The organism is Amycolatopsis sp. NPDC058986, from assembly GCF_042741125.1.
In the GTDB taxonomy this organism is placed as follows: Bacteria; Actinomycetota; Actinomycetes; order Mycobacteriales; family Pseudonocardiaceae; genus Amycolatopsis.
Genome location: NZ_JBHYJW010000004.1, coordinates 96,801 through 121,967 on the forward strand (window position 1 = coordinate 96,801; position 25,167 = coordinate 121,967).

The 25,167-nt window shown below is 68.8% G+C and carries 19 protein-coding genes and 1 pseudogene; 5 read left to right on the forward strand and 15 right to left on the reverse strand.

Annotated elements, in window-relative coordinates:
* Nucleotides 1-51: 51 nt before the first annotated feature.
* The 3 genes and pseudogenes from ACFW0G_RS05450 (at nt 52) to ACFW0G_RS05460 (ending at nt 3,373) form a co-directional block, all read left to right on the forward strand.
* A pseudogene (locus ACFW0G_RS05450) lies at nt 52-1,478 on the forward strand (right-handed parallel beta-helix repeat-containing protein).
* A 183-nt stretch (nt 1,479-1,661) separates the two neighbouring features.
* Nucleotides 1,662-1,886: a PASTA domain-containing protein gene (locus ACFW0G_RS05455; RefSeq protein WP_378323536.1), complete on the forward strand. Its 225-nt coding sequence runs from the start codon at nt 1,662-1,664 to the stop codon at nt 1,884-1,886.
* 146 nt (nt 1,887-2,032) lie between these two features.
* A complete protein-coding gene (locus tag ACFW0G_RS05460; protein WP_378323537.1) occupies nt 2,033-3,373 on the forward strand; it encodes a DUF222 domain-containing protein in 1,341 nt (446 codons plus the stop codon).
* On the opposite strand, the gene ACFW0G_RS05465 is transcribed toward ACFW0G_RS05460, so the two are convergent.
* The 15 genes from ACFW0G_RS05465 to ddaH form a co-directional block, all read right to left on the reverse strand.
* Nucleotides 3,298-3,918, reverse strand: a complete 621-nt coding sequence (locus tag ACFW0G_RS05465) for a hypothetical protein (protein WP_378323539.1) — start codon at nt 3,916-3,918, stop codon at nt 3,298-3,300. The two genes, ACFW0G_RS05460 and ACFW0G_RS05465, sit on opposite strands and share 76 nt — an antisense overlap.
* A gap of 72 nt (nt 3,919-3,990) precedes the next feature.
* A complete protein-coding gene (locus ACFW0G_RS05470) occupies nt 3,991-4,641 on the reverse strand; it encodes a phosphatase PAP2 family protein (RefSeq protein WP_378323540.1) in 651 nt (216 codons plus the stop codon).
* Nucleotides 4,642-4,667: 26 nt separating this feature from the next.
* Nucleotides 4,668-5,885: a glycosyltransferase gene (locus ACFW0G_RS05475; protein ID WP_378323541.1), complete on the reverse strand. Its 1,218-nt coding sequence runs from the start codon at nt 5,883-5,885 to the stop codon at nt 4,668-4,670.
* A complete protein-coding gene (locus ACFW0G_RS05480) occupies nt 5,882-7,132 on the reverse strand; it encodes an O-antigen ligase family protein (RefSeq protein WP_378323542.1) in 1,251 nt (416 codons plus the stop codon). The genes ACFW0G_RS05475 and ACFW0G_RS05480 overlap by 4 nt, the downstream gene beginning before the upstream one ends.
* Before the next feature lies 1 nt (nt 7,133).
* The gene (locus tag ACFW0G_RS05485; RefSeq protein ID WP_378323724.1) at nt 7,134-8,624 is read right to left on the reverse strand and encodes a right-handed parallel beta-helix repeat-containing protein; all 1,491 of its coding nucleotides are present in this window, start codon (nt 8,622-8,624) and stop codon (nt 7,134-7,136) included.
* 58 nt (nt 8,625-8,682) lie between these two features.
* Nucleotides 8,683-10,611 (reverse strand): alginate lyase family protein, encoded by a 1,929-nt coding sequence (locus ACFW0G_RS05490; RefSeq protein WP_378323543.1) that lies wholly within the window; start codon nt 10,609-10,611, stop codon nt 8,683-8,685.
* Nucleotides 10,611-12,791 carry a bi-domain-containing oxidoreductase gene (locus ACFW0G_RS05495; RefSeq protein ID WP_378323545.1) on the reverse strand — a complete coding sequence of 727 codons (2,181 nt, stop codon included), beginning with the start codon at nt 12,789-12,791 and terminating at the stop codon, nt 10,611-10,613. Before ACFW0G_RS05495 ends, ACFW0G_RS05490 begins: the two co-directional genes overlap by 1 nt.
* A gap of 7 nt (nt 12,792-12,798) precedes the next feature.
* Nucleotides 12,799-14,718 (reverse strand): asparagine synthase (glutamine-hydrolyzing), encoded by a 1,920-nt coding sequence (asnB, locus tag ACFW0G_RS05500; protein ID WP_378323546.1) that lies wholly within the window; start codon nt 14,716-14,718, stop codon nt 12,799-12,801.
* Between the two features lie 42 nt (nt 14,719-14,760).
* Complete coding sequence (locus ACFW0G_RS05505; protein ID WP_378323547.1) at nt 14,761-16,458, reverse strand: Wzz/FepE/Etk N-terminal domain-containing protein; 1,698 nt, start codon at nt 16,456-16,458, stop codon at nt 14,761-14,763.
* Complete coding sequence (locus ACFW0G_RS05510) at nt 16,455-17,813, reverse strand: exopolysaccharide biosynthesis protein (protein WP_378323548.1); 1,359 nt, start codon at nt 17,811-17,813, stop codon at nt 16,455-16,457. Before ACFW0G_RS05510 ends, ACFW0G_RS05505 begins: the two co-directional genes overlap by 4 nt.
* A 158-nt stretch (nt 17,814-17,971) precedes the next feature.
* Nucleotides 17,972-19,153, reverse strand: coding sequence for a glycosyltransferase family 4 protein (locus ACFW0G_RS05515; RefSeq protein WP_378323549.1), 1,182 nt, complete (start codon nt 19,151-19,153; stop codon nt 17,972-17,974).
* A complete protein-coding gene (locus ACFW0G_RS05520; protein ID WP_378323550.1) occupies nt 19,143-20,474 on the reverse strand; it encodes a nucleotide sugar dehydrogenase in 1,332 nt (443 codons plus the stop codon). Before ACFW0G_RS05520 ends, ACFW0G_RS05515 begins: the two co-directional genes overlap by 11 nt.
* 727 nt (nt 20,475-21,201) lie before the next feature.
* Nucleotides 21,202-21,909 carry a glycoside hydrolase family 75 protein gene (locus ACFW0G_RS05525; protein WP_378323551.1) on the reverse strand — a complete coding sequence of 236 codons (708 nt, stop codon included), beginning with the start codon at nt 21,907-21,909 and terminating at the stop codon, nt 21,202-21,204.
* Nucleotides 21,910-22,044: 135 nt separating this feature from the next.
* Nucleotides 22,045-22,710 carry a polysaccharide deacetylase family protein gene (locus ACFW0G_RS05530; protein ID WP_378323552.1) on the reverse strand — a complete coding sequence of 222 codons (666 nt, stop codon included), beginning with the start codon at nt 22,708-22,710 and terminating at the stop codon, nt 22,045-22,047.
* Between the two features lie 82 nt (nt 22,711-22,792).
* Nucleotides 22,793-23,647, reverse strand: coding sequence for a dimethylargininase (gene ddaH, locus ACFW0G_RS05535; protein ID WP_378323554.1), 855 nt, complete (start codon nt 23,645-23,647; stop codon nt 22,793-22,795).
* Nucleotides 23,648-23,721: 74 nt separating this feature from the next.
* Between ddaH and ACFW0G_RS05540 the strand changes: the two genes are divergently transcribed.
* Together ACFW0G_RS05540 and ACFW0G_RS05545 are read left to right on the forward strand one after the other, a co-directional pair.
* Nucleotides 23,722-24,168 carry an Lrp/AsnC family transcriptional regulator gene (locus tag ACFW0G_RS05540; protein ID WP_378323555.1) on the forward strand — a complete coding sequence of 149 codons (447 nt, stop codon included), beginning with the start codon at nt 23,722-23,724 and terminating at the stop codon, nt 24,166-24,168.
* A 71-nt stretch (nt 24,169-24,239) separates the two neighbouring features.
* Nucleotides 24,240-25,001 (forward strand): enoyl-CoA hydratase, encoded by a 762-nt coding sequence (locus ACFW0G_RS05545; protein ID WP_378323556.1) that lies wholly within the window; start codon nt 24,240-24,242, stop codon nt 24,999-25,001.
* The last annotated feature ends 166 nt before the right edge of the window (nt 25,002-25,167 follow it).

The following is a 25,167-nucleotide window of genomic DNA, read 5'->3' on the forward strand; positions in this document are numbered from 1 at the left end:
ACCGTTACCCGTATGCCGAGATCAGGTGTGCTGCTGGCGTCCGCGCTGCTGATGTCGTGTCTTTTCCCGGCCTTGGCGGCAGCCGCCCCCGGCGCGCCGGTCTGCGACCACCAGCCGGTCTCGTACCCGTCGGCGCCTGCTGGCGCCGTCCTCGTCGATCCCGCGGTGGACGCCGACCTGACCGCGAAGACCACGTCGTCCCCGCCCGGGACGACGTTCTGGCTCGGCCCGGGCACGCACACCCTCGGCAAGGACGAGTTCGGCCAGGCACCCCCAAGGACGGCGACATCTATCTCGGCGCGCCCGGCGCGGTGCTGGACGGACGCGGGATCAACAAGTACGCCTTCACCGGCCGCGCGCACGACGTCGCCATCCGGAACCTGACCGTGCGCGGTTTCGCGGCGCCGCGGGACCAGGGCGTGGTGAACCACGATTCCGGGGACGGCTGGACGATCGAGAACGCCACGATCGAACGGAACGAGGGCGCCGGGCTGATGGCCGGTGCGCGGCAACAGGTGCGGCACACGTGCCTGCGGGACAACGGGCAGTACGGGCTGAACGCCTATCAGCCTGGCGACGGGATCACCGGGCTCGTGCTGGAGGACAACGAGATCACCGGCAACAACACCGGCGACTGGGAAACGAAGGTCCCGGGCTGCGGCTGCAGTGGTGGCGCGAAGTTCTGGGTGGTCGACGGCGCCGACGTGCGGCGGAACCGGATCCATCACAACCACGGCGCCGGCCTGTGGGCGGACACGAACAACAACGACTTCCTCGTCGAGGACAACCTGTTCGAGGCGAACGAGGCGGAAGGGCTGTTCTACGAGACCAGTTACAACCTGATCCTGCGGAACAACACGTTCCACGGCAACGGCGTCGTGCAGGGCCGCCGGTTCGCCGACCGTGGCGACAACTTCCCGACGGCGACGGTGTATCTCTCGGAGTCCGGTGGGGAACCGCGCGTGCGAGCCAGGACGTCGTCCATCGACATCACCGGGAACACGTTCGAGGACAACTGGTCCGGGATCACGCTGTGGGAGAACGCGGACCGCTTCTGCAACAGCCCCGCGAACACCTCGACGAACTACTGCACCCGGACGAACGGCCCGACATCTTCGTGCGCGCAGCCGGAAATCGCGTCCGGCGCGAAATACTCGGACTGCCGGTGGAAGACGCAGCGGGTTTCCATTCACGAGAACACGTTCCACTTCGATCCCGGGCGGCTCGGTTGTGCCGTGGGATCGTGCGGTCGGATGGCGTTACTGGCGAACTTCGGGACGTACCCGGACTGGTCGCCGTACCACGGTGAGGTGGTGCAGGAGGCGGTCACGTTCGGGCAGGACAACCACTGGCGGTCGAACACCTACAACGGCCCGTGGCGCTTCACCGCGCACGACACGTCACGAACCTTCGACGTCGCGCGCTGGCAGGCCGCGCCGTACGGGCAGGACGCGGGGAGTACCTTCAGCGGCTCCTGAGTGCCACACTGTTCGTGAGGACGTCGGCGAGAGGGGATGCGGTTGTCTTCGATAGTTCGGAAAGCCGTGCCGTCGGTGGTCCTCGTCGCTGCGTTGTCCGCTTGCGGGGCACCCGGGCAACAGCGTTCTCCCGCGTCCTCGGCGCCGACCGGAGGCTCTCCCACCAGCAGCACCGCGGCGAAGTTGATCACGGTCCCCGACGTCTCCGGGATGAACCACCAGCAGGCGCAGGACACCATGCAGGCCGCCGGGCTCTACAACCTGCGCGAGGTGGATGGGAAGGGGCTGGGCCGGGCCCTGATCAACGACCGGAACTGGGTGCAGGTGGGCCAGGATCCGCCGGCGGGCACGAAGGTCCCGCCGCACACGGTGATCACGCTGACCGCGGTGAAGTACACGGACCGCTGAGCCCTCGCCCAATGCCGTGAAGGCCTCCTTACCGGCGTTGAGCGCTGTGAAGGAGGCCTTCACGGACCATCAGCGCGGAAGCACCACGCCGGAATTCACTCGTTCGTGTCGAACGTATGTTCTAGTAGCGCGGTATGATGGGTGGCGTGTCCGAGAATCCGTCCACTCTGGAACCGCCGCAGGAGCTGTGGCGGCGATCCGGTCGTGAACTCGCCGACGAGGTGCGTACACGGCTGGAGTCCATGTGGCGCCTGGACGCCGAGCTCGGGCAGTTCCTCGTAGAGATCGACTCGCGTGGCGCCTCCGAGCTGTACGGCTACAGATCTACCGCGGCATGGTTCGCGCACCTGGGGCGAATGTCGCGTGGTGAAGCCAAAAAGTACCTCGATCGGGCCCACGGGTTGAATCCCGGCCGTAACATCGACGGTACCGAACTCCCCGCGGACGCGGCCGCAACCGGGACGGCCGCTCTTGACGGTGAGATCGGGCCACACCACAGCGACAGGATCCTCCACTTCCTCAAGAAGGTCCCCAGCTTTGTGTCCGAAGAGGACAGAAGCAGCGCGGAGAAGATCCTCGTCGAACTCGCCCGCCACGCGACACCACAGGAAGTGGCCAAGGCCGCCGACGAGATCCTGGCCCGCATGGATCAGGACGGAAAGCCACCGAAGGACCCGACGCCGTCAGACCGCAAACCCGAGTTACGGCTGCGGCAACGGAAAGACGGCTGGTTCGACATCGACGGGCAACTCGACCCCATCACCGGAGTCCGGCTCAGCACCGTCCTCGACCCGCTGGCCACCCCGCGCCCCGCGGGCGAAGAGAAGTGGCCGGACTTGCGATCGCCGTCCCAGCGTTACGGGGAAGCCTTCGGCGAAGCCATCGCCATGCTCGCCAACACCCCCGACGCGCCCGGCGGCGACCGCGCCCAATTGCTAGTCACGGTGACGTTGGAGGACTTGAAGTCCCAGCTCGGCACCGCCTGCCTGGACATGGTCAGCAAGATCTCCGCCACCGAGGCCCGGGTGCTGGCCTGCGACTGCCAGGTCATCCCTGCGGTACTGGGTTCCCAGGGCGAACCCCTCGACCTCGGCCGGGCCAAGCGACTCGTCACCCCGGCCCTGCGCAAGGCGTTGGTCATCCGGGACGGCGGCTGCGCGTTCCCAGGCTGTCGGCGGAAACCGAGACACTGCGACGCCCACCACGTGCTCGAGTGGGTGAACGGCGGACTCACCGTCCTCCGGAATTTCGTCCTGCTCTGCGGCGCCCACCACCGGCTGCTGCATCACGCCGGCTGGTCGGTCCGCGTCGCCGAAGACGGACTCCCCGAGTTCATCCCGCCGGATTACCTGGACCCCCTGCGCAGACCGAGACGCAACGTCTTTCACGTCGCGGATCGGCCGATCGCCGGTCAGCAGACGTACCAGTCGCCTCGCGTCGCCGGCTTCCCGGAGCCGACGGGGGCCGCGGTGAGGTCGAGGCAGTAACGCTTCGAATCCGTGGCGAGAAACCGGACGTAGCCCGCGTTGTCCCCGGTATAGGTGAAGAAGAGGCCGCCGCCTCCCGAGGCGGCGACCTTGCCCAGCGTGCTGAACGGCCCGTCGTTGTCCGCGACATACAACTGGTAGCCCTGACCGATCACCAGCAGTGTCCTTCTCCTGGAGCCCCAATCGGCCGAGACGTGAGTTTTCTGCCCCATGTTCGCGTTCTTGATCTCACAGCCTCGATAGGAACCGCTGTAGATCGGTTGCGCGGTGGGACCACAGTCGAGAACCCCGCCCGCAGCCGGAGGTTGGACCGAAGGCGTCTGCGACTCCGGCGCTGACCGGGCGGACAGCCGCTCGTGCTCGAGATAAACGACCACGGCCGCGGCCACGATGACCACGAAGAGCATCGCGCCGATCAGCCACGGCGAACCGGGTTTCCGCGGCAGGTGGATGTTCGTGTCGCCATGCTGCTCCGCGACCTGCACGACGGTGTCCGCGGTGCCGGACACGTTGGTGCGCACCGCGCTCTTCATCTCCTCCGACATGTCTCCCCCTGAGCATTCGGCGCAAGATACTGAGCCGAAAGGCCGTATTTGGTGCTCAAGGTTAGCGCTTGATCATCCAGCGTGACGGCGGGGCAAGAGCCGGTCCACGCACCAGGCCACCGCGAGCATGACGGCGAGTGCCGTGAAGAAGCCGCCCAGCGCGTCGGTCGGATAGTGCGCCCCGAGCGCGACCTGCGCCCAGCCCATCAGCAACGCGGCGATCAGCCCCAACCCCAGGAGCAGCGACACGGCCGCGACCCGGCTCAGCCGCTCGGCGAAGAGCAACGCCACCACCACGGCCAACGCGGTCGCGAAAGCGGTGTGGCCGCTGGGGAACGACAAGTAGTGGCCGTGGATCATCCGGCCGACAACGGGTTTCAGCACACTGGTCACCCCGACCGTCACGACGACCCCGGCGATGGTCACCACCGCGAGCCGCATCCGGCGCCGCCACAGACACATCCCTGCCACCGCCGCCACCAGCAGCGGCGAGCCCAGTGGTTCACCGCCGAAATCGAACACCAACGCCGCGTAGCGCAGCGGCGGCGTAACGCCGTCGATGGCGGGCAGGATCGCCGCGTCCACGCCGCCGACCGACGTCTCGCCCGCGAAGACCACGGCGAGCACGAAAACCACGAGCACACCGAGAATCACCAGCACGAGAGCCGGAGCACGCAGCAGGGGCGGCAAGGCCGCGGGTGCGGACGCGACGGCGTCGAACACCCGGCGGGCGTTGCCTCGTACGTCAGTCAGCGCATGCTCCTCGCCCGGCCCGCACCGCCGGACGAGGTGTGGGTGGCGATCGCGTCGGTGTATCCGGCGATCAGCCGGTCCAGCCCGACCGACGGCGTGAAGCCCTTTTCGTAGCGCAGCCTCGCCGCTTCGCCCATCGCGCGGTTGTCCGCCGAGACGATCCGCCGCAGGCACTCCGCCAGCGACGCCGGATCGTCCGGGCGGTGCAGCAGGCCCGTCTCCCCATCATCGACCAGCTCGGTGAAAGCCCCGTGAGCCGCCGCGACCGTTGGCACGCCGGCGGCCATCGCCTCGACGACTACCAGCCCGAACGCCTCCAGCCACGACGAGGGCGCGACCACCGCGGCGGCGTCCGCGGTCAGCGCCCGGCAGTCCTCTTTGGACTGCAGGCCCACATACCGGACGTCCTCCCGGCCCGAGGCCCAGCGAGAGACGTCGTCGGAGAGCGGGCCGGTGCCCGCGATGACCAGCGGTAACCCGAGACCACCGGAGGCCGCCACGCGATCCCACGCGGTCATCAAGGTCAGGATGCCCTTCTCCGCGGTGATCCGGCCGAGAAACAGTATGTGGGAGCCCGTGCCGGACCGACGCACACCAGGGTCGGGGACGAAGTTGTGCTTCACGACGAGCCGTTCGGCGGGCATCCCCGCCGCCACCAGCGTGGCACGCTGTGCGGCCGAAATGCAGAAGAACCGGTCGATCCCGGACCACCAGCGCCGCCGGTTCGCGACCATGCTCACCGCCATCGGCGCCGTCGCGACCGCGGAACCCCGGTAGCAGCCGTGCCGCACGGCGGGCAGCGGCGAGCCGCCGACGCAGTCGGTGCAGATGCGCCCGTCGCGGTAAAGCGTCCCAGGTGGACAGACCATCGTGTAGTTGTGCAGCGTCGCGACCACCGGCACCCGCGCGTCCGCGCAAGCGGCCACGACCGACGGTGAGAGCAGCGGGAACGTGTTGTGCAGGTGCACGACGTCCGGGCGGTCGGCCCGCAAGCGGGTCACCAGGTCTCGCCGCGCCGCCGGGTTCCACGGCACGAGCAATGGCACGGCGGCCTTACGCGGCAAGGACATCGAGGCGATGTCGTCGCTACGGCGTTCGAACAACCCGACCTGGTGCCCGCCGTCGGCGAGCAGGGCCATCTCCTGGTCGACGACGGTGTTCTCGCCGCTCGGCTGCTCGGACCGGTAGCGGTTGTGCACCACCAGCACCTTCATCGTCGCACCCCTCCCCCGGGAATGAACTTCTCTTCGGCACTGTCCGACGCCGGACCGCGGGCCAGCAAGGACGCCGCGACCGCCAGGTGCAGCAGATACGGCGAGGCGTCGCCCAGCCCGGCCTCGGTGTAGGACGCGCTCAGGCAGTACGCGATCAGGAAGATCGCGCAGGCGCGTTGCAGCGAGGGCGGACGCAGGACCGCGACGGCCACCAGGACCAGCAGGAACGCCGCCACCAGTCCGATCCCGAGGTAACCCTGCTCGTGGTAGACCGCCAGCCAGCTGTTGTCGATCGGCAGCCCGGCGTAGGACTTGTCGGTCAGCCCGACGCCGAAGAGATAGTCGAACGTCGAGCGCGGCGCGTCCAGCAGGGCGTCCCACACCTTCGCACGGCCGGTCAGACTGGAGAAGTTGTCCGCGCTCTGCCCGCGCAGGAACCAGGTCTGCAACGCCGAGGCCAGCGCGACCGCCGCGAACCCGACCACCAGCGCGCTCCACGCGAACACCTTCCGCACGCGGGGGCTGGTCAGCAGCAGCGAGCCGAGCGCGACCGCCAGCCCGACGACGAGGCCGAGCGTCGCCGTGCGGGTGTGGGTCAGCAGCAGGAGGCCGAGCGACGGGACGACGACGGCCAGCGCGCTCCAGCGGTCCGTCCGGCGGCCGAGCCAGAGCAGCAGCGAAAGTCCGGCGATGATCGCCGCGTACTGTCCGACCTGCGGCGGGGTGAGCGGCCACACCGCACCGGAGAGCCTGCCGCCGTAGATGTCCGGAAAAGCCTTGCCCGGTGCGACGACGAGCCCGATCGCCACGGTCACGAGGATCGCGCCGTACGCGCGGATGTGGTGCCGGACGAACGTGACACCACCGTCCCACCACCGCGTCAGCAGCCACAGGGTGGCCAGGAAAACCGAAAACCGGAAGCACCGGAAGAGCGCGCCGAGGCCCGACTGCAGGTCCACGCTCGCCACGATGCTGGTGAGCAGCAGGAACGTGAGCAGCAGCAGATAGGCGCTCGGCCGGATCCGGAGGCGGGGGTTGAGCACCAGCGCCAGCACGAACGCCGTCATCAGGGAGCCCATGGTGACGAGCTGGCTCACCGAACGCGGCAGCGGGATCACGGTCTGCGCCCCGGTCGAGCCGAGGGTGTTGATGATCAGCAGTGTCCACGCGGCACCCACCAGTTTCGGCGGGCGCTCTGTGTCCACAATGGACGAGGAGGTGGGCGTCCGCGCGGTCGTGTCGGCCACGTCAGCCACCACCCCTGCCGAACGTGCTCTCCTTGTCCTGCTGGTACGGCGCGCCCTGCCACTCCCCGAACTCGACGACCTGGCCGGGCTGGTGAACCACGAACGTCCACGGGCCGGCGTAGGTGTTGTGGTACCAGCGGTTGCCCTGGTTGAACGTGATCGCGTCCTGCACCACGCCGCCCTTGTACGGCGACCACTCCGGGTAGGTGCCGTAGTTCGACAGCAACGCCATCCGGCCGCAGGTGACCGTGCAGCCGATGACGGCGGGGTCGAGCAGGAACCGGTTGTCGTGGATCTCGACGCGCTGGGTCTTCCAGCGGCAGTCGGCCTTTAACTGTGCGGTGTCGATTCCGGGCGCCGCGCACTGGGTACGATTGGTGACCAGGCGGGTACAGGAGTCGGTGGAGGTGTTCGCCGGGCTGTTGCAGAACCGGTCGGCGTTCTCCCACAACGTCACGCCGGACCAGTTGTCCTGCAGCACGTTGCCGAAGACATCGATCTTGTCGGTGCGAGCCTTCACCCGTGGGTCGCCGCCCGCCTCGGACAGGTAGATGGTGCCCGCCGGGAAGTTGTCGCCGCTGTCCGCGCGCTTGCGGCCGTCGACCCAGTTGTTCCGGCGGATGGTGTTGTCCCGGATGATCGCGTTGTAGCTGATCTCGTAGAAGATCGCGGCGCCGTCGTTGCCCTCGATGACATTGCTCGCGATGAGGAAGTCGTTGTTGTTCGTGTCGGCCCACAGGCCGGTGCCGCGGTTGTCGTGCACCCAGTTCCCGCTGATGTCGGCGCCGTTGACCGACCAGAACTTGACGCCGCCGGTGCAGCCGCAGCCGTCGACGTGTTTTTCCCAGTCACCGGTGTTGTTCCCGGCGATCTCGTTGCCCTCGACGACGAGCCCGGTGATCCGGTTGCCCTCGGCGAACGCGTTCATCCCGTACTGCCCGTTGCGTCGCAGGCAGTTGCCCCTGACCTGTTGACGGTCGCCCGCCATCAGCCCGGCGCCGTCGTTGTCCTGGATCGCGCTGTGCTCGATCACCCAGCCGTCGCCGGAGTCGTGGTTGACCACGCCCTCGTCGCGGGGCGCGGTGAAACCCTGGACGGTCAGGTTCTGGATTTTGACGTTCTTCGCGTGGCCGGTGAACGCGTAGTTGTTGAGCTTCTTACCGTCCACAATGGCCCCGGGCGCACCGATGTAGACATCGCCGTCCTTCGGCTCTACCTGGTTGTACCGGTCGTCACCGAGCAGGTGCGCGCCCGGCGCCAGCCAGAACGTCGTACCCGCTGGGCTGGACTTGGTCTTCTCCCGGATGTCCCCCTTGACGGCCGGGTCGATCGTCACCGCGCCCGCCGGTGCGGTGGCCGGGCCGGGCGGCAGCTTGTCGCACACCGCCGCGACCTGCCCGGACGGCGCGGCCGACGGCGGCCGGTTCGCGGCGTCGCCGTCCTGCCCGGAGCACGCGCTCAGTACCAGCGCTGCCACGCCCAGCAGTGCCATCAGGCTTTTCGTGCGGATCACCGCGAACCTCCTTCCGATCTGGACTGTCTACTGTGGACTATCTCGCGAATCTCAGTCTCGTCGTCACCGCACCGGCACCGCCACTGCCGACCAACGTCGTCGCGGGCTCACGACGGCCGAAGCCCGCGGAATACCAGCCCAGCGGCGGATCCTCCTGGCCCCGGTGTGCCGTCCAAGCCAGCTCCGGCGGGAGTTCCAGCACCGCGGCGCGCCCTTGTGTCCACTTCAGACTCGCGGTGTGCCCATCGAGCGAGACGTCGACCGCGGGCCCGAGATGGAAGGCGAGCCTGCCCCAGCGACCTTCCGAGCCGTCGACCTCGTCGAGGATCGTGAGCACCTCGCCGTCGAGTGTCACCGAGCGGCGGTGGATCGCCGGACGGTAGCCGTCATGCTCGGCACTCCAGCGCGACGGGCCACTGTCCGGAGTATGCACGTCGAGAACCGTGCTGTGCGCGTGCTGGATCCACAGGAACGGACCGCCCGAAGCAGACTGATCGGCACCGTCCAGCTCCAGGGTGTTGTGGCCGAGGGTGGACCGGAAGTACGACCGCCAGCGGGGTTCGCCGTGGTAGCAATACGTTCCCGGGTCCGCGAGGATCTCGACGCCGTCGTGCCGGACCTCCACCGAGAGCGCGTCGGCGTGCGCGTGGGCGGCGATCGAGAGGAAGCCGTGCGGCCCGGCGTCGCACCGGCACCAGATCTCCCCCGTTTCGCCGCGCGAACGCAGGACGGTCATCCCGGCGTCGGCGAGATGCGCCGGGCGGCGCACGGGCCGCGCGGACGTCGGTTGTGGCACCGGGCCGAGCGCGGCGAGCAGCGGGGTTCGTACGTCCTTTTCGGACACTTCCGGCCACCAGTCGCGACGGCCGAACAGCGCGTCCCCGGTGGCGAGCAACGACGCCCAGCGACCGACGTCGGGACCGTCGAAGATCAGGCCGAAACCGTCGTCGGCGTCACCCTGCCTCGGCGGATGCAGCTTCACGTCCACAATGGACGCCAGTGCATCGCACATCCGTCGCAGGACGAGCCAGGTCGAATCCGGAACGTGGGCGCCCGCGGCGTTCGCCTCCAGTGCCGCCGCGAGACCCAGTTCCAGGACGAGGCCGTGGTACTCGGTGGCCAGCTCGCGGTTCAGGCCGGAGTCGAAGGTGTTCGCGCGCAGGTGCTCGTCGAGCGAGCGCAGCGCGTCCGCCCGCCAGCCCGGGGATTCCGGGAACCACGCGAACGCGCTCGCGGCGGCGAGCTGCCCGGCCGCCTCGGCGATGACGTGGTTGTTCGCCGAGGAACCCCGGCTCGGGAAGTCCTCGAGCCAGCGCTGGTGGTACCAGATCTGCCGCAGTGCCACCGGGTTGTCCTCGAACAGGTCGCGCGCCCCTGGCCAGCCGTCGAGCAGGCGGCGGACCCAGACCCAGGACAGCAGCCGGATGCCCAGTTCGATCCCGCTCACCCAGTGCACACCACGCATCGGCGGGTTGGCCGACCACCAGGACCGCAGGTGTTCGGCGACGCGCCGGGCGTACCGCACCTCGCCGGTCAGCGCGAACGCGGCGGCGAGCACGGTCAGGTGCTGGTGCCGTGAGGGTTCCCAGATCTGCTTGATGTCCCCGACCGTGTCCTCGCTGCGGTAGTCGATGTCGAACGAGTACACATCGGACGGTGCGCCGAGCCCGGTCTTCGGGTCGCGGGACCACTCCGGCGCGACCAGGTCGTGCCGTTCGACACCGAAGTACTCGCCATGGCCGTCCAGCAAGCGGTCTGCAGTGGCGACGAGCCGGGTTACGGCCTCGTCGCCGACGGCCTTGAGCACGTCGTCATCGAGGACCGCGGCGAATCTTCGCCGGGGCAACGGCGTGGACTGGGCGGGCAGCTCACGCCACTGCCGTTTCCGGACGACGTCGGTGACGCGCCCGGCGATCTCGGCCGGTCCCATCCGGGACAGCCGGCGCAGGTACCAGGCGGGATCCATCACGAACCCTCGATCCGCACCGGGGTGCCGGTGGTGAGGCTGCGCTGCACGGCCAACGTGGTGAGCGTCGTCGCGACCAGGGAATTCAGCGAAACCGGCATCGGTGAACCGCGCCGGACCGCGCGGACGAACGCCTCCAGTTCGGCGCGCTGGCCCTTGTCGCGGCCCTTCGGAATCCGCGAGCTGGCCCACTTCTTGCGGGAGAACACCGACGCGCGGACGAAGTCGTCGAACTTCAGGACCTTCCCGTCCGCGACGACGTCGAGCGTTTCCTTCGGGAAACCACTGGACCCGCTGGTGGCGTAGCTGATCGAAGCCGTCGAGCCGTCCGGGTAGCGCAGGAGGATCTGGAGGTCGGCGCCGCTCGGAGTCGCGCACGCGTACACCGAAACCGGGTCGCTGCCGAGCAGCCAGCTCACCGTGTCGATGAAGTGCCCGCCCTCACCGGCGAACCGCGAGCCCTCGCTCTCGACCTGGTTGTACCAGCTGTTGTGCTCGAGACGTCCGGCGTTGACGAGGTAGCGCACCGAAGCCGCGCCGACCCGCGGGCCGAACTGGCCCCGCGCCTCCAGCAGCAGCGGTGCGAAGCGGCGGTTGAACCCGACCTGGACCCGGTCGTTGCCCGACTCCTCGATAGCCTCCACCACGGTGGTCAGCTCTTTTTCCGACAGGGCAAGGGGTTTCTCGACGAACACGGCCTTGCCCGCGAGCAACGCGCGGCGGGTCAGCTCGGCGTGCGAGCTGTGCCGGGTCACGACGAACACCGCGTCGATCGACGGGTCCTCCAGTACCTTGTCGACATCGGTGGACGCCTCGGCGAAGCCGAACTTGCGCTGAGCGTTGGCTCCGGACAGCGCCGAGGTGGTGGCCACGTGCCGGAGCTGGACGTCGGTCATCTCGGCCAGATGCGGCAGGAGCATCGAGGACGCGTAGTTCCCCGCGCCGATGAAGCCGAGCCGCAGCGGCTGCCCCAGCGGAAGCGCCTTCGCGACCTTGGTCGCCGGAGCCACCCGCGGCGCCGTGAGAATGGCTTCCTGGACATGGACGTCGGCCAGCGCGTCCGGGTAGCGGAAGAGCACCGCCACCGCTTTCAGCTCACCGTCGTTGAGCTTGCGGTACGTCTCGACGGCGGTCGAGAAGTCCGCGACGTGCGAGATCAGTGGTTCGACGTCGATGCGCTTGCGGGCGATCAGGTCGAGAACGCTTTCGATATTGCGGCGTTCCGTCCAGCGCACCTGGCCGATCGGGTAGTCGCGGCCCTGGAGTTCGTATTCCGGGTCGTAGCGGCCGGGTCCGTACGAACGGGAGAACCGGACCTCGAGTTCCTTTTCGTAGTAAGCGTTCCACGGCAGGTCGAGCTTGCACTTGCCGATGTCGACGATGCGGCCGCGGTCGCGCGCGAGCTTCGCGGCCAGCTCCACCGGCTCGTTCGTGCTGCCACCCGCCGCGAGGTAGACCTGGTCGACGCCGTGGCCCGCGGTGATTTCGGCGACCGCGGCCTCGATCTGCTCGGACGCCGGATTCCCGCACGCCAGCGCGCCGAGCTTTTCGCCGAGTTCGCAGCGCGTCGGGTCCGGGTCGACACCGATGACGCGGACACCGGACGCGGTCAGCAGCTGCACGACGAGCTGGCCGATCAGGCCGAGCCCGATCACCAGCGCGACATCGCCGAGCTGCGGTTCCCCGCGCCGGACACCCTGCATCGCGATCGAACCGACGGTGCCGAAGGCGGCGTGCCGCGGATCGACCCCGGCGGGAACGCGGCTGTACAGGTTCTTCGGCACCCAGTTCAGCTCGGCGTGCAGCGCCTGCTCGTTGCCCGCGCAGGCCACGAGGTCACCGATCTGGACGTCCTCGATGCCGTCGCCGACCTGCTCCACCACGCCACACAGCGAGTAGCCGAGCGGAGTGTAGGAGTCGAGCTTGTTGATGGCCTTGCGGTAGGTGGCGGCGAGGCCGTTGGTGGCCACGCTCTGCACAACCTTCGCGACCTGGTCCGGCCGGGCACGGGCCTTGCCCACCAAGGAAAGGCTCGCCTCGGAGACCTTCATCATCTCGGTGCCGGTGGAGATCAGCGAGAACAGCGTCCGCACGAGCACCCCGCCCGCCTTGCACGCCGGCGCGGCCACCTCGAGAAGGGCCAGCTCACCGCTCTTGTAGTTCTGCACTACCTGTTTCACGTCACTCCTAGTTGTTACCGCTGCCCGCGCCCGCGGCGGTGGCGCCGCGGTACCAGTATTCGAGAGTCAGTACGTGCCAGAGGTGTTTCGACCGGTCCTGCTGCCCGGCCGCGTCCTCGTCGACGAGCCGCTGCAACGCCTCGCGCCGCAGGAACCCGGATTTGACGAGTTCGCCGTCGTTGACGACCTCCCGCACCACGGGTGCGAGGTCCCGGCTCATCCACGCCCGGATCGGCGCGCTGAACAGGCCCTTCGGCCGGTGCACGATCTCACCGGGCAAAATGGACAGTGCGGCCTGCTTGAGCGCCATCTTCCCCTGCCGCCCCACGATCTTGCGGTTGCCGGGGATACGGAAGGCGGCCTTGACGACCTCGACGTCCACAAAGGGCACCCGCACCTCGGTCGAGGCCGCCATGCTGGACCGGTCGGTGTAGGTCAGGTTCAGGCCGGGCAGGAACAGCCGGGAGTCCGCGAGGCACATCCGGTTGACGAAGTCGTCGAGGACGTTGTCGTTGTACGTGTCGGCGTGCTCGGTCAGCACGTCGTCCACAGTGGACGAAAGGTCCGGGTTGAGCAGATCGAGCAGCTCGGCCCGGTCGTACATCGTGTAGCTGCGCCGGAACGCCGTCTCCTCCGGCAGCTCGGCGAACGAAAGGAATCGCTTCGCGAACCGCACCGAGCGGAAGCCCCGCTTCGCCGTCGCGACCGGCAGTCTGTCCACAAGGGAATGGACTGGTTTGCGCAGCGCGCCGGGGACCTGCTGGTACCGCAGCGCCAGGACGTTCGCGAGGTGCTTGCGGTAACCGGCGAACAGCTCGTCGGCGCCCATCCCGGACAGCATGACCTTCACCCCGGCCTCCCGCGCGGCGGTGCAGATCAGGAAGGTGTTGATCGCCGCCGGATCGCCGATCGGCTCGTCGAGGTGATAGGTCATCCGCGGCAGCAGGTCCAGCACCTGCGGCGCGATCTCGATCTCGTGCAGGTCGACGCCGAACTTCGCGGCGACCTGCCGGGCGTAGCGCAGATCGTCCGGCATGGCCTCGAACTTCGCGTCCTCGGCGCGGAAACCGATGGTGTAAGCCGAAATCCCCGGCTGCTCGCGGGCGGCGAGCGCGGTCAGGTAGCTCGAATCGAGCCCACCGGAAAGGAACGTCGCGACGGGGACGTCCGCGAGCAGGTGTTTCCTTGTCGACTCGGCGACAACCGCGTCCAGATCGACGTCACCGGTGTATTCGGCGCCCTCGGCCGCGACCTCGCGCAGGGACCAGAAGCTGCCCTGTTCGGTTCGTCCGTCGGGGTGGAAGCGCAGCCAGCTGCCGGGCGGGAGCTTCTCGGCCTCCCGGAACGCGCACCGGCCGTCCGGCACCCAGTAGTACAGCAGCGAGGCCACGAGGGCGGCTTCGTCGATGCGCAGCGAGCCACCGAGTTCGGACGCGAGCGCCTTCAGCTCCGAGGAGAACACCACCCCGCCGCCACGTCGTACCAGGAACAGCGGCTTGATACCGAGCTGGTCGCGGGCCAGCACGAGTTCGCCGGAGCGTTCGTCGAACACCGCGAACGCGAACATGCCCCGCAGCCGCGGCAGGCATCCGATGTCCCACACCCGCCACGCCTGCAACACCACCTCGGTGTCCGAGGTGCCACGGAAACGCACCCCGGCCGCCTCCAGTTCGGCACGCAGCTCCGGCGCGTTGTACAGCTCTCCGTTGTAGGTCAGCGCGAGGCCGTCGGCGACCATCGGCTGCGCGCCGGTCTCCGACAGGTCGATGATCGACAACCGTCGGTGTCCGAAGTGGACTTCCCCAGCGCCGGCGGCGTGCTCGTAGTGGCCGGCGCCGTCCGGGCCGCGGTGGGCCAGCGCCTTCGTGAGCCGCTGGGTGAGCGGGCCGCCGTCGGGCCAGAGATAGGTGCCTGCGATGCCGCACATCTGCGTGGCGTCCCCTTCAATTCGTGGAACTGGGTGCGGTCGTCACGAGACTTCCGCGTTCTTCTCCCCGGTGACCGGCGAAAAGTGCTCGGTCGGCAGTTCGCCCTTGTGCGCGGGATCGTGCAGCAACGGTGTCGGCCTGCGTGGCACGCCGTTGCGGATTTGCTTGCCCGGCTTGGGTTTCGCCACCGGCTTGACCGGCGCCAGAATCCTCGTCGGGGCCTCGGAGTCCGAGATCTTCCGTCCGTCGTCCACCGGTTCCGGAATCGCCGGCGTGGTTTCGGGGACGTCCAGTTCCTTCGACCGCTGTGCGGCCGCACGGCCGCGCAACGCGGTGTGCAGGCCGTCCCACAACGTGCCGTCGGTACGGTCGCGCGGATCGGGGTCGACCACGACGACGCCGATGATCGGGATGGCCCGGTCGGCCAGCTGCCGCGCCACGGTGTGCAGCCACAGCGTGCTTTCCTTCCCTGCCCGCACGACGAGCACGGTCTCCTCGCCGAGCGCGTCCAGGTCGGTCCACGCCACCCCCGGCGAGACCGAGCCGACGCCTATCCGGCGTTCCTCGGGCTCGGCCGGTGGGGCGTCGACGGCCACGAGCCTGGCCTCGCTGCCCGAGGCGGCGGCGAGCGTGCGCAGCTCCCCGCCCGGCAGATCGTCGACGAGCGCGACCGGCTCGTCGAGTTCGGCTGCCATGTCGAGGGCGAGCGCGGCGGTGACCTTCGGACAGCCGAGTTCCAGCAACGACACGGACCCGGCGTCGGAGCGGATCGCACGGACGAGTGTCGTCGCGATCCTCTTCCGGTCGGTGACCCCGCGTGAACGTCGCCAGAGTTTGACCGGACCGCGCGGCGGCGAGGAAAGCTGTGCGATGACCGACGCACCGAGGTGTTCGGAGATCTCGCGGCGCAGCACCGGCCTGTCCCGCACGACGCCGGTGACGAGCGCGAGGGCGAGCCCCAGTGCCAGGCCCAGCGCGAGACCGATACCGCTGTTGAGCGCGCCGGTCTTGAGCAGCGAACGCGGCAGGACCCGCGGTGTCTCGATGATCTGCGTGCCCGCGGCGATCTGCGGGGTGCCGATCCCGGCCTGCTGCGCGCGTTGTTCGAAGTCGGAGATCTGCGCGGTGAGCGCGGCGCGCCTGCCGTACAGCGTTTCGAGTTCCGTCGCGTTGCCTGCCGTCCGGCCCCTGACGTTCGTCTTCTCCTTCTCCGCGATCTGCGCGTCGACGTCGGCGAGCTGGGCCTGGATCTGGTTGCGCTGATCGCTCAGCGCCTTGGCCTGCGCGGACGCGGCGGCCTGGTTGCGCTGCGCGTGATCGGCGATGAACGCGTCGGCGAGTGCCTTGGCGCGCGCTGTCGCGTCGGCCGCGCTGGTGCCCTTGACCGTCACCTGCAGGACGTTGTTCGTCAGGCCGAGACCCTGGTAGTCCTTCAGGAAGTCTTCCGGTTTCTGCGTGCTGTTGACGGCTTTCAGCGCGGCGCCGGCGATCTGCGTCGTCTGCATGAGGGCGACGTCGGTGCGGATCAGCGTGCCGCTGTCGGTCGGGGAATCGTCCTTGTGCAGCACGATGATCTTCGTGACCGCGGTCGGCGGCGACGGCAGGACGACCGCGAGCGCGCCGCCTGCTACAAGACCGAGCAGGGCGAGGGAAAGCCACAGCCGCCGGCCCCTGCGGACCGAGGCGATCAGCCGCGGCAGGTCGAGCAGCGGCTGGGAGGAGGTTTGCCGGGTAGTCACGCCGAACCCGCCATCGCGTCGCGCCGGACGGTGTCCTGGCTTTTCGAGGGTTCCGCACCGGGCCGCACCGGATGGACCAGCAGCGCGCCGAGGATCTCGTGCCCGGCATCCGCGCAGGCCTCGGCGATCCCGACCAGCTCCCACGCGGTCCGCGAACCCGCGCCGAGCACGACGAGCACACCCGTCACGCCGCCGCCGTCGAGGACGATCGGACGCGAGGCGACGATCTCGGCACGGTCCATCGCCGACCGCGGGACGGCCTCGGCGTCGGCCGCGACGCCGAGCTGTTCGGCGGCGCCCGCCGCGGGCCCGTCGTCGTCCGCGGTGAGCACCAGAATCCGCTCGCGGGTGCCGTGGGTGAGCCCGAGCCGGGTCAGGACACGCCGGTAGCGGACGTCGCGGTTGAGGTCGTCCGCCGGGATTTCGAGCCGCGGGACGTGCCACGGCCGGTCGCCGCCCACCGCGCGGCGCAGTTTCCCGCCGAGTCCGGTGGCGGCGGCCGGGGCGGCGGCGTCGGGGACGTCGATCGCGGAAAGGACCGGGGCACCGAGCGCGGCGGCGATTTCCGTCTCGCTCCGGAGCCTGCGGTCGGCGCGCGCGGCGAAGAGGTGACCGAGGACGCCAACGAGGAAGAACAACACGGCGCCGCCCGCGACGAACTGGACCATGGTCGGCGCCGCCGCGGCGCTGGGCCGCGCGGCCGGGCCCATGACGACCATGTTGCCCTGCCCGGTGGCGGCGTCGGCCTGGTTGAGGTTGTTGATCGCCTGCTCCAGCGAGGTCCGCAGCCCTTCGAGCTGGGTGCGGGCCTGGACGCTTTCCACGGTCAGGTCCTTGCCCTCGACCGAACGCTGCAGATCGGAGATCTTCTGGTTGGTCTGCACGACCTGCTGGCGCAGGGTCTCCCGCTGTTCCCGCGCGAGCTGCCCGGCGGGGTCCATGCTGTTGGCCAGCAGCTGGGTCGAGTACTTCACGAACTGGTCCGCGACCTGGTCGGCGAGCTGTTTCGCCGCGTCGGCGGTGGCGCCGGAGACTTCCAGGGTCACCACGTTGCCCTGCGCGGCCGAGGCGGTGATCCGCTTGCGGAGGTCGTCGGAGGAGACGTGCCAGCCGAGGTTGGCGGCGGACCGGTCGAGCACCACGGAGCTGGTCGCGACCTGGGCCTGGGTCAGCAGCTCGTCGGCCTGCCGGGGGCCCTGCATCAGCACGCTCGCGGTGGTCTTGTAGCCGGGGGAGAACAGCAGGGAAGCGCCGGCACCGGCCAGGCCCCCCACCACGACGAGGACAGCGAGCAGCCGCCAACGCCTGCGGAGAACCTGCCCGACCATGGACAGGCGCACCGTATCGTCACGCAACGCCGGGGTCTCCCCTCGTACTGTGCCGGTGGATACCAATCCGGCCTTGGTAAAGGCTTGTCACCGCTGGAAGCGCGGCTTTCATCCCACCCGTCGTCGCGTTCACGACATTGGTTACAGCTACGCCGGAGTTTTGTTCAAAGTTTTGTACTCGGCACTCAGGAGGTCGCGCGCTCGTAGGCAGCGAGTAACGCGGTGCGGGAGTTGTCCCACGAAAGCGGCCCGTTCACGCGTTCCTTGCCCAGCTCGCCCATGCGCTCACGCTCGGCGGGATCGTCGAGCAGCTTCGCGATGAGCTTCGCGAACTCGCCGACGTCGTTGGCGGGCGCGTAGAGGGCCGCGTCCCCCGCCGAAACCCGCGCCTCCCGCAGGTCGAACGAGACGATCGGGCGGCTCATGGCCATGTACTCCATGATCTTGTTCATCGTCGACACGTCGTTGAGCGGGTTCAGCGGATCGGGCGCGAGGCAGACGTCGGCGGCCGACAGGTAGCGCACCAGATCGGCGTCCGGGATGCGGCCGGTGAACTCGACCCGATCGGCCAGCCCGAGCTGTTTCGACAGCGCGACCATCTCGTCGAAGGTGTCGCCGGAGCCGACGAACGCGGCGTGCCAGTCGTCGCGGCCGACCTCGTCACGCAGTGCGGCGAGCGAGCGCAGGGCGTAGTCGACGCCGTCCTGCGGGCCCATGACCCCCAGGTAGCAGAGCAGATGCGGCTTGCCGCGCTTGAGTTCGGGCTCGGCGGGGACCTGCTGGAAGCGGTCGATCACCGGCGCGCTGCGTACCACGAAGACGTCGTCGGGCGACTTCTTCCCGCGGGTCAGCGCGGCCTCGCGGTAGCTCTCGTTGGTCGAGATCACGACGTCGGCGGCGCGGTAGGTGGCGCGTTCGAGCGCGCAGACCCCGCGGTAGAGGAAGTCCTCGCCGCGGTCGAAGCGCGAAAGATACAGCTCGGGGCATAGATCGTGCTGATCGAAGATGAACCGGGCGCCCTGGCGTTTGAGCAGCAGCGCGACGAGGAAGAGCAGGTCCGGCGGGTTGCAGGCGTGCACGACGTCGACGCGGCCGATCCTCCGCGCGAGCCGGAAGGTGTGCCACAGCGCGGATCCGTACTCCTGCAGGTACCCGGCGGGGCCACCGGTCGCGGCCTTGAGCGGGTACCGGTGGATGTGGACGCCGTCGATCTCCGCGTACGCCTCGGTGTCCCGCTTGGTGCCCTGCGGGCAGATGACGTGCACCTCCCACCCCGCGTCGCGCAGGGTCGTGCTCTCCTGCCATACCCGGCGGTCGAACGGGACCGAAAGATTCTCGACGAGGATCAGGGCTCTTTTACCAGGCAAGGCCGACGTATCCCTTTTCGTTCCGGCGCGTGGCGGCGTCGGGGAGGCGGACGAGATCGATGAGCACCTGGTCGCCGCCGTGCGGGAGCGCGTCGGCGACCGCGGCGTCGGAGCTGCCGACGAGGCACACGTCGGCGTGGGCGAGGACTTCGCCGATGGAGCCCGCGAGCAGCTGGCCGAGGTGCGGGAGCCTGCTCTCGATGTACTCGCGGTTGGCGCCCATCAGCCGGGACAGGCTGACGTTGGCGTCGTAGATCTTGAGGTCGTAGCCCTTGCCGAGCAGCCGTTCGGCCAGTTCGACGAGCGGGCTCTCGCGGAGGTCGTCCGTGCCGGGCTTGAACGACAGCCCGAACAGGCCGATCTTGCGCTTCCCGGTGCGGGCGACGAGGTCGAACGCGCGCTGCAGGTGCTCGTCGTTCGACGGGAGCACGTGCGCGAGGATCGGCACCGACACGTCGGCGCGGTGCGCGGCGTAGACCAGGCCACGCAGGTCCTTCGGCAGGCAGGAGCCGCCGAAGGCGAACCCGGGTCTCAGGTAGGCCGGGCTGATGTTGAGCTTGCGGTCGGCGAGGAAGACGTCGATGACCTGGTGCGAGTCGAGCCCGAGCGCGCGGCAGACGGCGCCGAGTTCGTTCGCGAAGCCGATCTTCAAGCCGTGGAAGGCATTGTCGGCGTACTTGGTCATCTCGGCGACCGGGATCGGCACGCGGAAGACGTCGCCGGGCAGCCCTTCGTAGAGCTTCGCGACGGCGTCGCCGCTTTGCTTGTCGAACTCGCCGATGACGGTCTTCGGCGGGTCGAAGAAGTCGCGGACGCTGCTGCCCTCGCGCAGGAACTCCGGGTTCACCGCGACCCCGAAGTCGACCCCGGCGGTGCCGCCGGAGGCCTTTTCCAGAATGGGAACCAGCAGGTCGAGACAGGTGCCGGGCAGCATGGTGCTGCGGAAGACGACCGTGTGGCGGGCCCCTTCGGGGCGCCGGGCTTTCGCGCTCAGTGCCTCGCCGATCTCCTCCGCGACGCGTTCGAGGTACGCGGTGGAAAGGCTGCCGTTGGGCGCCGACGGCGTACCGACGCAGACGAGCGAGATCTCACTGGCGGCGACGGCCTCGGCGACGTCGGTGGTGGCGCGCAGCGCCCCGGACGCCACGACCTCCGCCGTCAGCTCGCCGATGCGTTCCTCGACCACCGGGGCCTTGCCCCGGGTGACGAGATCGATTTTGATCGGGTTGACGTCCACCCCGACGACCTGATGACCACGACCGGCGAGGCACGCGGCGGACACGCAGCCCACGTAGCCCAGCCCGAAGACGCTGATCTGCACGACACACCCTCCAGCCGGATTCGCTGCACCCTTGGTCGGTACCCGCGCGCGGTTCGTTACCGCTTCCCACGCGTCGATTCGGCGACGGTGCGTGTCGTTACGCTTCCTTGACTCTCCCCACGTCCGTTCGGCCCACTATCCTTGGCACACAACGGAACCCCTGACACCGGGCCTCCGATGATCGACTCACCCGGCGATCACCGCGGCTCCGCTCCGCCCTAACCCCCTCCCCCACCCTTCCCTTGGGGGGCGTCCCTGCAACATTCTATCGCCCGGGTACGACAAAACCCGCGAAAAGCGCTCCGGGAAGGGAAGTTGTCCACAATCACGAATGGCTGTGGATATCTGCCGCAGCGAGTGCTGGGCGGTGTGCCGAGGGACGCCTTCGGTGCGCTCGATGCACCGAGGGACGCCCTTGTCGCACTCAACGCACCCAAGGCGTCCCTCGGCACCCAGTTCAGCGCCAGCATGCTTGTCCTTTGTGGACAGTCTAGCCGCGAAGGGGTCCTTAAGGGCGCTGAGCGCCGGTAAGGAGGCCTTCACGGCGTCCGGCAGGCTTGGCAGGCGAGACTTCCCGGCACTGAAGGACGCCTTGAGCGCACGGAGCGCACCGAAGGCGTCCTTCAGCACACCTACCTCTCCATCCTTTGTGGACCCGAACACGCCGAAGGGCGCCCCGACGCGACCACCGCACCGAAGGCGCCCCTCGCAGAAGAGCGAGAAAGAATCAGTTGCTCTGCACGAACTTCGTCGCCAGCCCCTCACCGACCGACGTCGCCTTGCTGTGGTTCTCGATCGGCGACACCGTGGAGTTCTTGAAGCAGATGTAGGTCACGCCGGAGTCGACGCCACCGTTCTTCGGGTCGGGGTTGATGCCCAGTGCCTTGGCGGTGGCATAGGAGGCCTCACCGATGATGGACTTCGGCCCGGTGTCCCCGATGACCGCGTAGACCACCTTGTTGTTGTAGATCACCGCGCAGGAGCCCGCGCCCTTCAGTTTGGACGCCTCGTAGTTCCAGATCCCGCTCGCCTGCGGCACGACGATATACGGCAACGCGGCGGCGTTCAGCGGTTTCCCGTCGGACTGCGGGAAAGCGGTGTCCGGCAGGAAGCAGCAGTCGGTCTTTTCGTTGCACTGCGCGGTCCGCTGACCGTCGCAGTCGATGTCCATGTCGGCCTTCCAGAACACGGCACCGTTGGCATCACACACCGGGATCGAAGCACCGGTTTCCTCGTCGGTCTTGTACTTGCCCTTCGAGATCTGCTTGCAGCCCGCGGTTTTCGCCAGCAGTTCCGCCGCACTCGGCCCCGCCTGTACAGAAGCACCAGAAGCATCAGCCGGAGCACCCAAAGACGCACCCAAAGGCGCGGCCACAGCCGATGGGGTCACCGCCGCGGCCAGCAAGAGGGTCACGAGCAGGATCAGTTTCCGCATAACCTGGCTCCCATTTGTTAGGAAGACTTCCTTACGTGCGCGGCGGGTACTTAGGATGCACCGCAGCGTCACCGAACTCAAGAGCCAGGCGTGAGTAGTTTTCCCACTGTTCAAACGCGCGTGAAGAAGCGCCAGCTAGCGCGCGACGCGCCGCACCCAGCGAGCGGCCCAGCGTCCCGCTCGACGGTACACAGTGCCCGCGCCGGCGAGGACGTCATCGAGCCACCGCTGGTCGAGATCGTGCCGTACCTCGGTGCGCGACTGCAGCCAGCTGTCCGCCCGCGCGGGGAAACCGTCGCTCGTGTACACCCGGATCGCCCCGGCCGCACGCAGCCGCCCAAGCACTCGGCGGTCGTAAGCGCCGTAGGGCAGCGAGAAACGCCGCACCGGCGTCCCGCTCAGCTCGCCGAGCACCCGCGGCGCCTTCTCGAGTTCCCGCCGCGCGCGCCGGTCGTCGAGCCGCCGCCAGTCTTGGTGCTCCCAGCCGTGCGACCCGATGGTCATCCCCGCGCGCACGAGTTCGCGCACGCCGTCGGAATCCACGTAACCCCGCTCGCCGAGCTTGCCCGCGAGCGGGAAGAACTCGGCACGCAAGCCACGCTCCACCAGCCGCGGCAACGCGATCTCGACGTCGGAGGAGTTGCCGTCGTCGAAGCTCAGGTGCACGTCCGTCCGCCCGGCGACCGCGTCGAGCAGCTGCTCGAACTGCTCCTCCGTCACCCAGCGCTCGTCCTCCCCGGGGTCGAGCGCCCTGGCCGGGCGGCCTATCCCGTGCACGGCCAGATTGACCGCCACCGCCATCTCTCGCCTCGCTCAGATCTTTCGGTCGGGTTCGTGGATCTATCGAGCGATTAGCGCGAGAGTTACATCTTTTTACCGGCAGTTAGCCTTTGCGGATCTCCATCGTGCAGCACTTCGGCCCGCCACCTGCCTTGCGCAGCTCCGAAATGTCCACGAAGACGGGTTCGTACCCCTGCTTTTCCAGGCGTGCGGCCAATCCGGTCGCCTCGACCGGCAGGACGACGTTGCGGCCATCGGAAACACCGTTGAGCCCGAAGCACTCCGCGTCGGCGGTGTCGGCCAGCACGGCGTCCGGGAAGAGCCGCTCCAGCACCCGGCGCGACCCCGGCGAGAACGCCTCCGGGTAGTACGCGATCTGCGCACGGGTGGTGTCGGTGGCTTCGGCGAGCACGAACAACGCGGTGTCGAGGTGGTAGTAGCGCGGGTCGACGAGGTTCAGCGAAACCACCGGTACGCCGAGGACCTCCTGTGCCTCGGCGTGCGCCGCGGGGTCGGTGCGGAAGCCGGTGCCCGCCAGCAGCAGGTTCCCTGTCCAGGCGAAGTCGCCCTCGGCCTCGTTGATCTTCTCCGGCATCGTGATGTCGCGGTAGCCGTGCTCGACGAACCAGCGGCGGAAGTGCTCGGCCTCGGCGGCCCGCTGCGGCGCACGGAACCGCGAGCCGAGGACGCGGCCGGCGACGACCGTGCCGGAGTTGGCGGCGAAGACCATGTCCGGGAGGCCGGGTTCGGGTTCGATCTCTTCGACGGTGTGGCCGAGCCTGCGGTACGTGTCGCGCAGCGCGGTCCACTGCTCGAGCGCGACCTCGGCGCTCGCCGACTGGGTCGGGTCCATCCAGGGGTTGATCGCGTACTCCACCGCGAAGAACCGCGGCGGGCACATCAGGTATCGGCGCGTGGTGGGCACGCGCGGCTGCTCCAGCGGTCGGGATCCCTGCATGATTGCAGGGTAAGGGGCGCCTAATACCGCAATCAATCACTGTTCACTGCGCATCCGCATGCTAAACATTGCGCGTGAACACCATCGACCAGCGAATCGTTTCGTGCCTCGTGGCGAACGCGCGCTCCAGCTACGCCGAGATCGGCAAGGTCGTCGGCCTGTCCGCCCCGGCGGTGAAACGGCGGGTCGACCGGCTGCTGGAAACCGGTGTCCTGCGGGGTTTCACGGCCGTCGTCGACCCCGAGGCGCTCGGCTGGGGCACCGAGGCGTTCGTCGAGGTCACCTGCAACGGCAACATCACGCCCGCGCGGATCCGCGCCCGGCTCGAACCACTGCCCGAGGTCGTCGCCGCCTACACGGTGTCCGGCGCCGCCGACGCCATCGTGCATCTGCGCGCGAGCGACATCCACCATCTGGAGACGGCGCTGGAGCGGCTGCGCGGTCTGGAGATCGTCGACCGGACCGTCTCCACGGTCGTGTTGTCTCGCCTGTTGGAACGACCGCCCTCTCCCGAATCTTGAAACAGCACCGAAAAGGGCGGTGTGCGCCACATTCCGGGAACCCGCCGCGTGTTCCGTGTCACGCTCGGAGGATGAGCGACACCATCCGCAGCGAACACGACAAGGGCGTCGCGCTGCTGACCGTCGACGCCCCGGACACCCGCAACGCACTCACGCTCGGCCTCTCCGCCGAACTGGCCGAAGCCGTCGCGAGAGCCGAAGCGGACACGGCCGTGCACGCCGTGGTCGTCACCGGCGCTCCCCCGGCGTTCTGCGCGGGCGCCGACCTGACCGCCCTGGGCACCGCGAACGAAGAAGGCCTCCGCGCGATCTACGACGGTTTCCTCGCCGTGGCCCGATGTCGGCTTCCGACGATCGCCGCGGTCGGCGGCGCGGCCGTCGGCGCGGGCCTCAACCTCGCGCTCGCCGCGGACGTCCGCCTCGCCGGACCCCGCGCCAAGTTCGTCGCCCGGTTCCTGGAACTGGGGCTGCATCCCGGCGGCGGGATGACGTGGATGGTTCAGCGAGCCGTCAGCAGCCAGCAAGCGGCGGCGATGACACTGTTCGGCGAAGTACTCGACGCCGAAGCCGCCGTACGCGCGGGCCTCGCGCTCCGGGTCGTCGACGGCGATCACGACGCCTTGCTCACCGCCGCACTCGACCTCGCCGCTCCGGCCGTGGCCGCACCGCGCGAGGTTGTCCTCGCGACGAAGGAGTCACTGCGGAACAGCCGCGGACTCACGGAGCACGCCGACGCGGTCAACGCCGAGATCAAGCCGCAGCTCGCTTCGCTGGCCTCACCGGCCTTCGCGGAACGGCTCGCGGCGATGAAGGCCCGTATCAGCGGGCGTTGAGAAGACCTCGACACCCGGCCACTACGGTCGGCGCCGAGACGTGGGTCACAGCGATCCGCGCGCTTAACCGTTACCATCAGTTACAGGTAAATAGGACGTCCGGCGAGCGATGCCGGAACAGCAGCCCGGAAGGCGTCCATCGAGCGGGCACCCGACGACCCTGAGG

What these genes read in the sequence shown, in the direction of transcription:
- ACFW0G_RS05545 (WP_378323556.1), top strand. Translation starts at nt 24,240, where the DNA reads ATGAGCGACACCATCCGCAGCGAACACGACAAGGGCGTCGCGCTGCTG.
- ACFW0G_RS05525 (WP_378323551.1), bottom strand. Translation starts at nt 21,909, where the DNA reads ATGCGGAAACTGATCCTGCTCGTGACCCTCTTGCTGGCCGCGGCGGTG.
- ddaH (WP_378323554.1), bottom strand. Translation starts at nt 23,647, where the DNA reads ATGCAGGGATCCCGACCGCTGGAGCAGCCGCGCGTGCCCACCACGCGC.
- ACFW0G_RS05485 (WP_378323724.1), bottom strand. Translation starts at nt 8,624, where the DNA reads ATGGCACTGCTGGGCGTGGCAGCGCTGGTACTGAGCGCGTGCTCCGGG.
- ACFW0G_RS05490 (WP_378323543.1), bottom strand. Translation starts at nt 10,611, where the DNA reads ATGGATCCCGCCTGGTACCTGCGCCGGCTGTCCCGGATGGGACCGGCC.
- asnB (WP_378323546.1), bottom strand. Translation starts at nt 14,718, where the DNA reads ATGTGCGGCATCGCAGGCACCTATCTCTGGCCCGACGGCGGCCCGCTC.
- ACFW0G_RS05530 (WP_378323552.1), bottom strand. Translation starts at nt 22,710, where the DNA reads ATGGCGGTGGCGGTCAATCTGGCCGTGCACGGGATAGGCCGCCCGGCC.
- ACFW0G_RS05465 (WP_378323539.1), bottom strand. Translation starts at nt 3,918, where the DNA reads ATGTCGGAGGAGATGAAGAGCGCGGTGCGCACCAACGTGTCCGGCACC.
- ACFW0G_RS05475 (WP_378323541.1), bottom strand. Translation starts at nt 5,885, where the DNA reads ATGAAGGTGCTGGTGGTGCACAACCGCTACCGGTCCGAGCAGCCGAGC.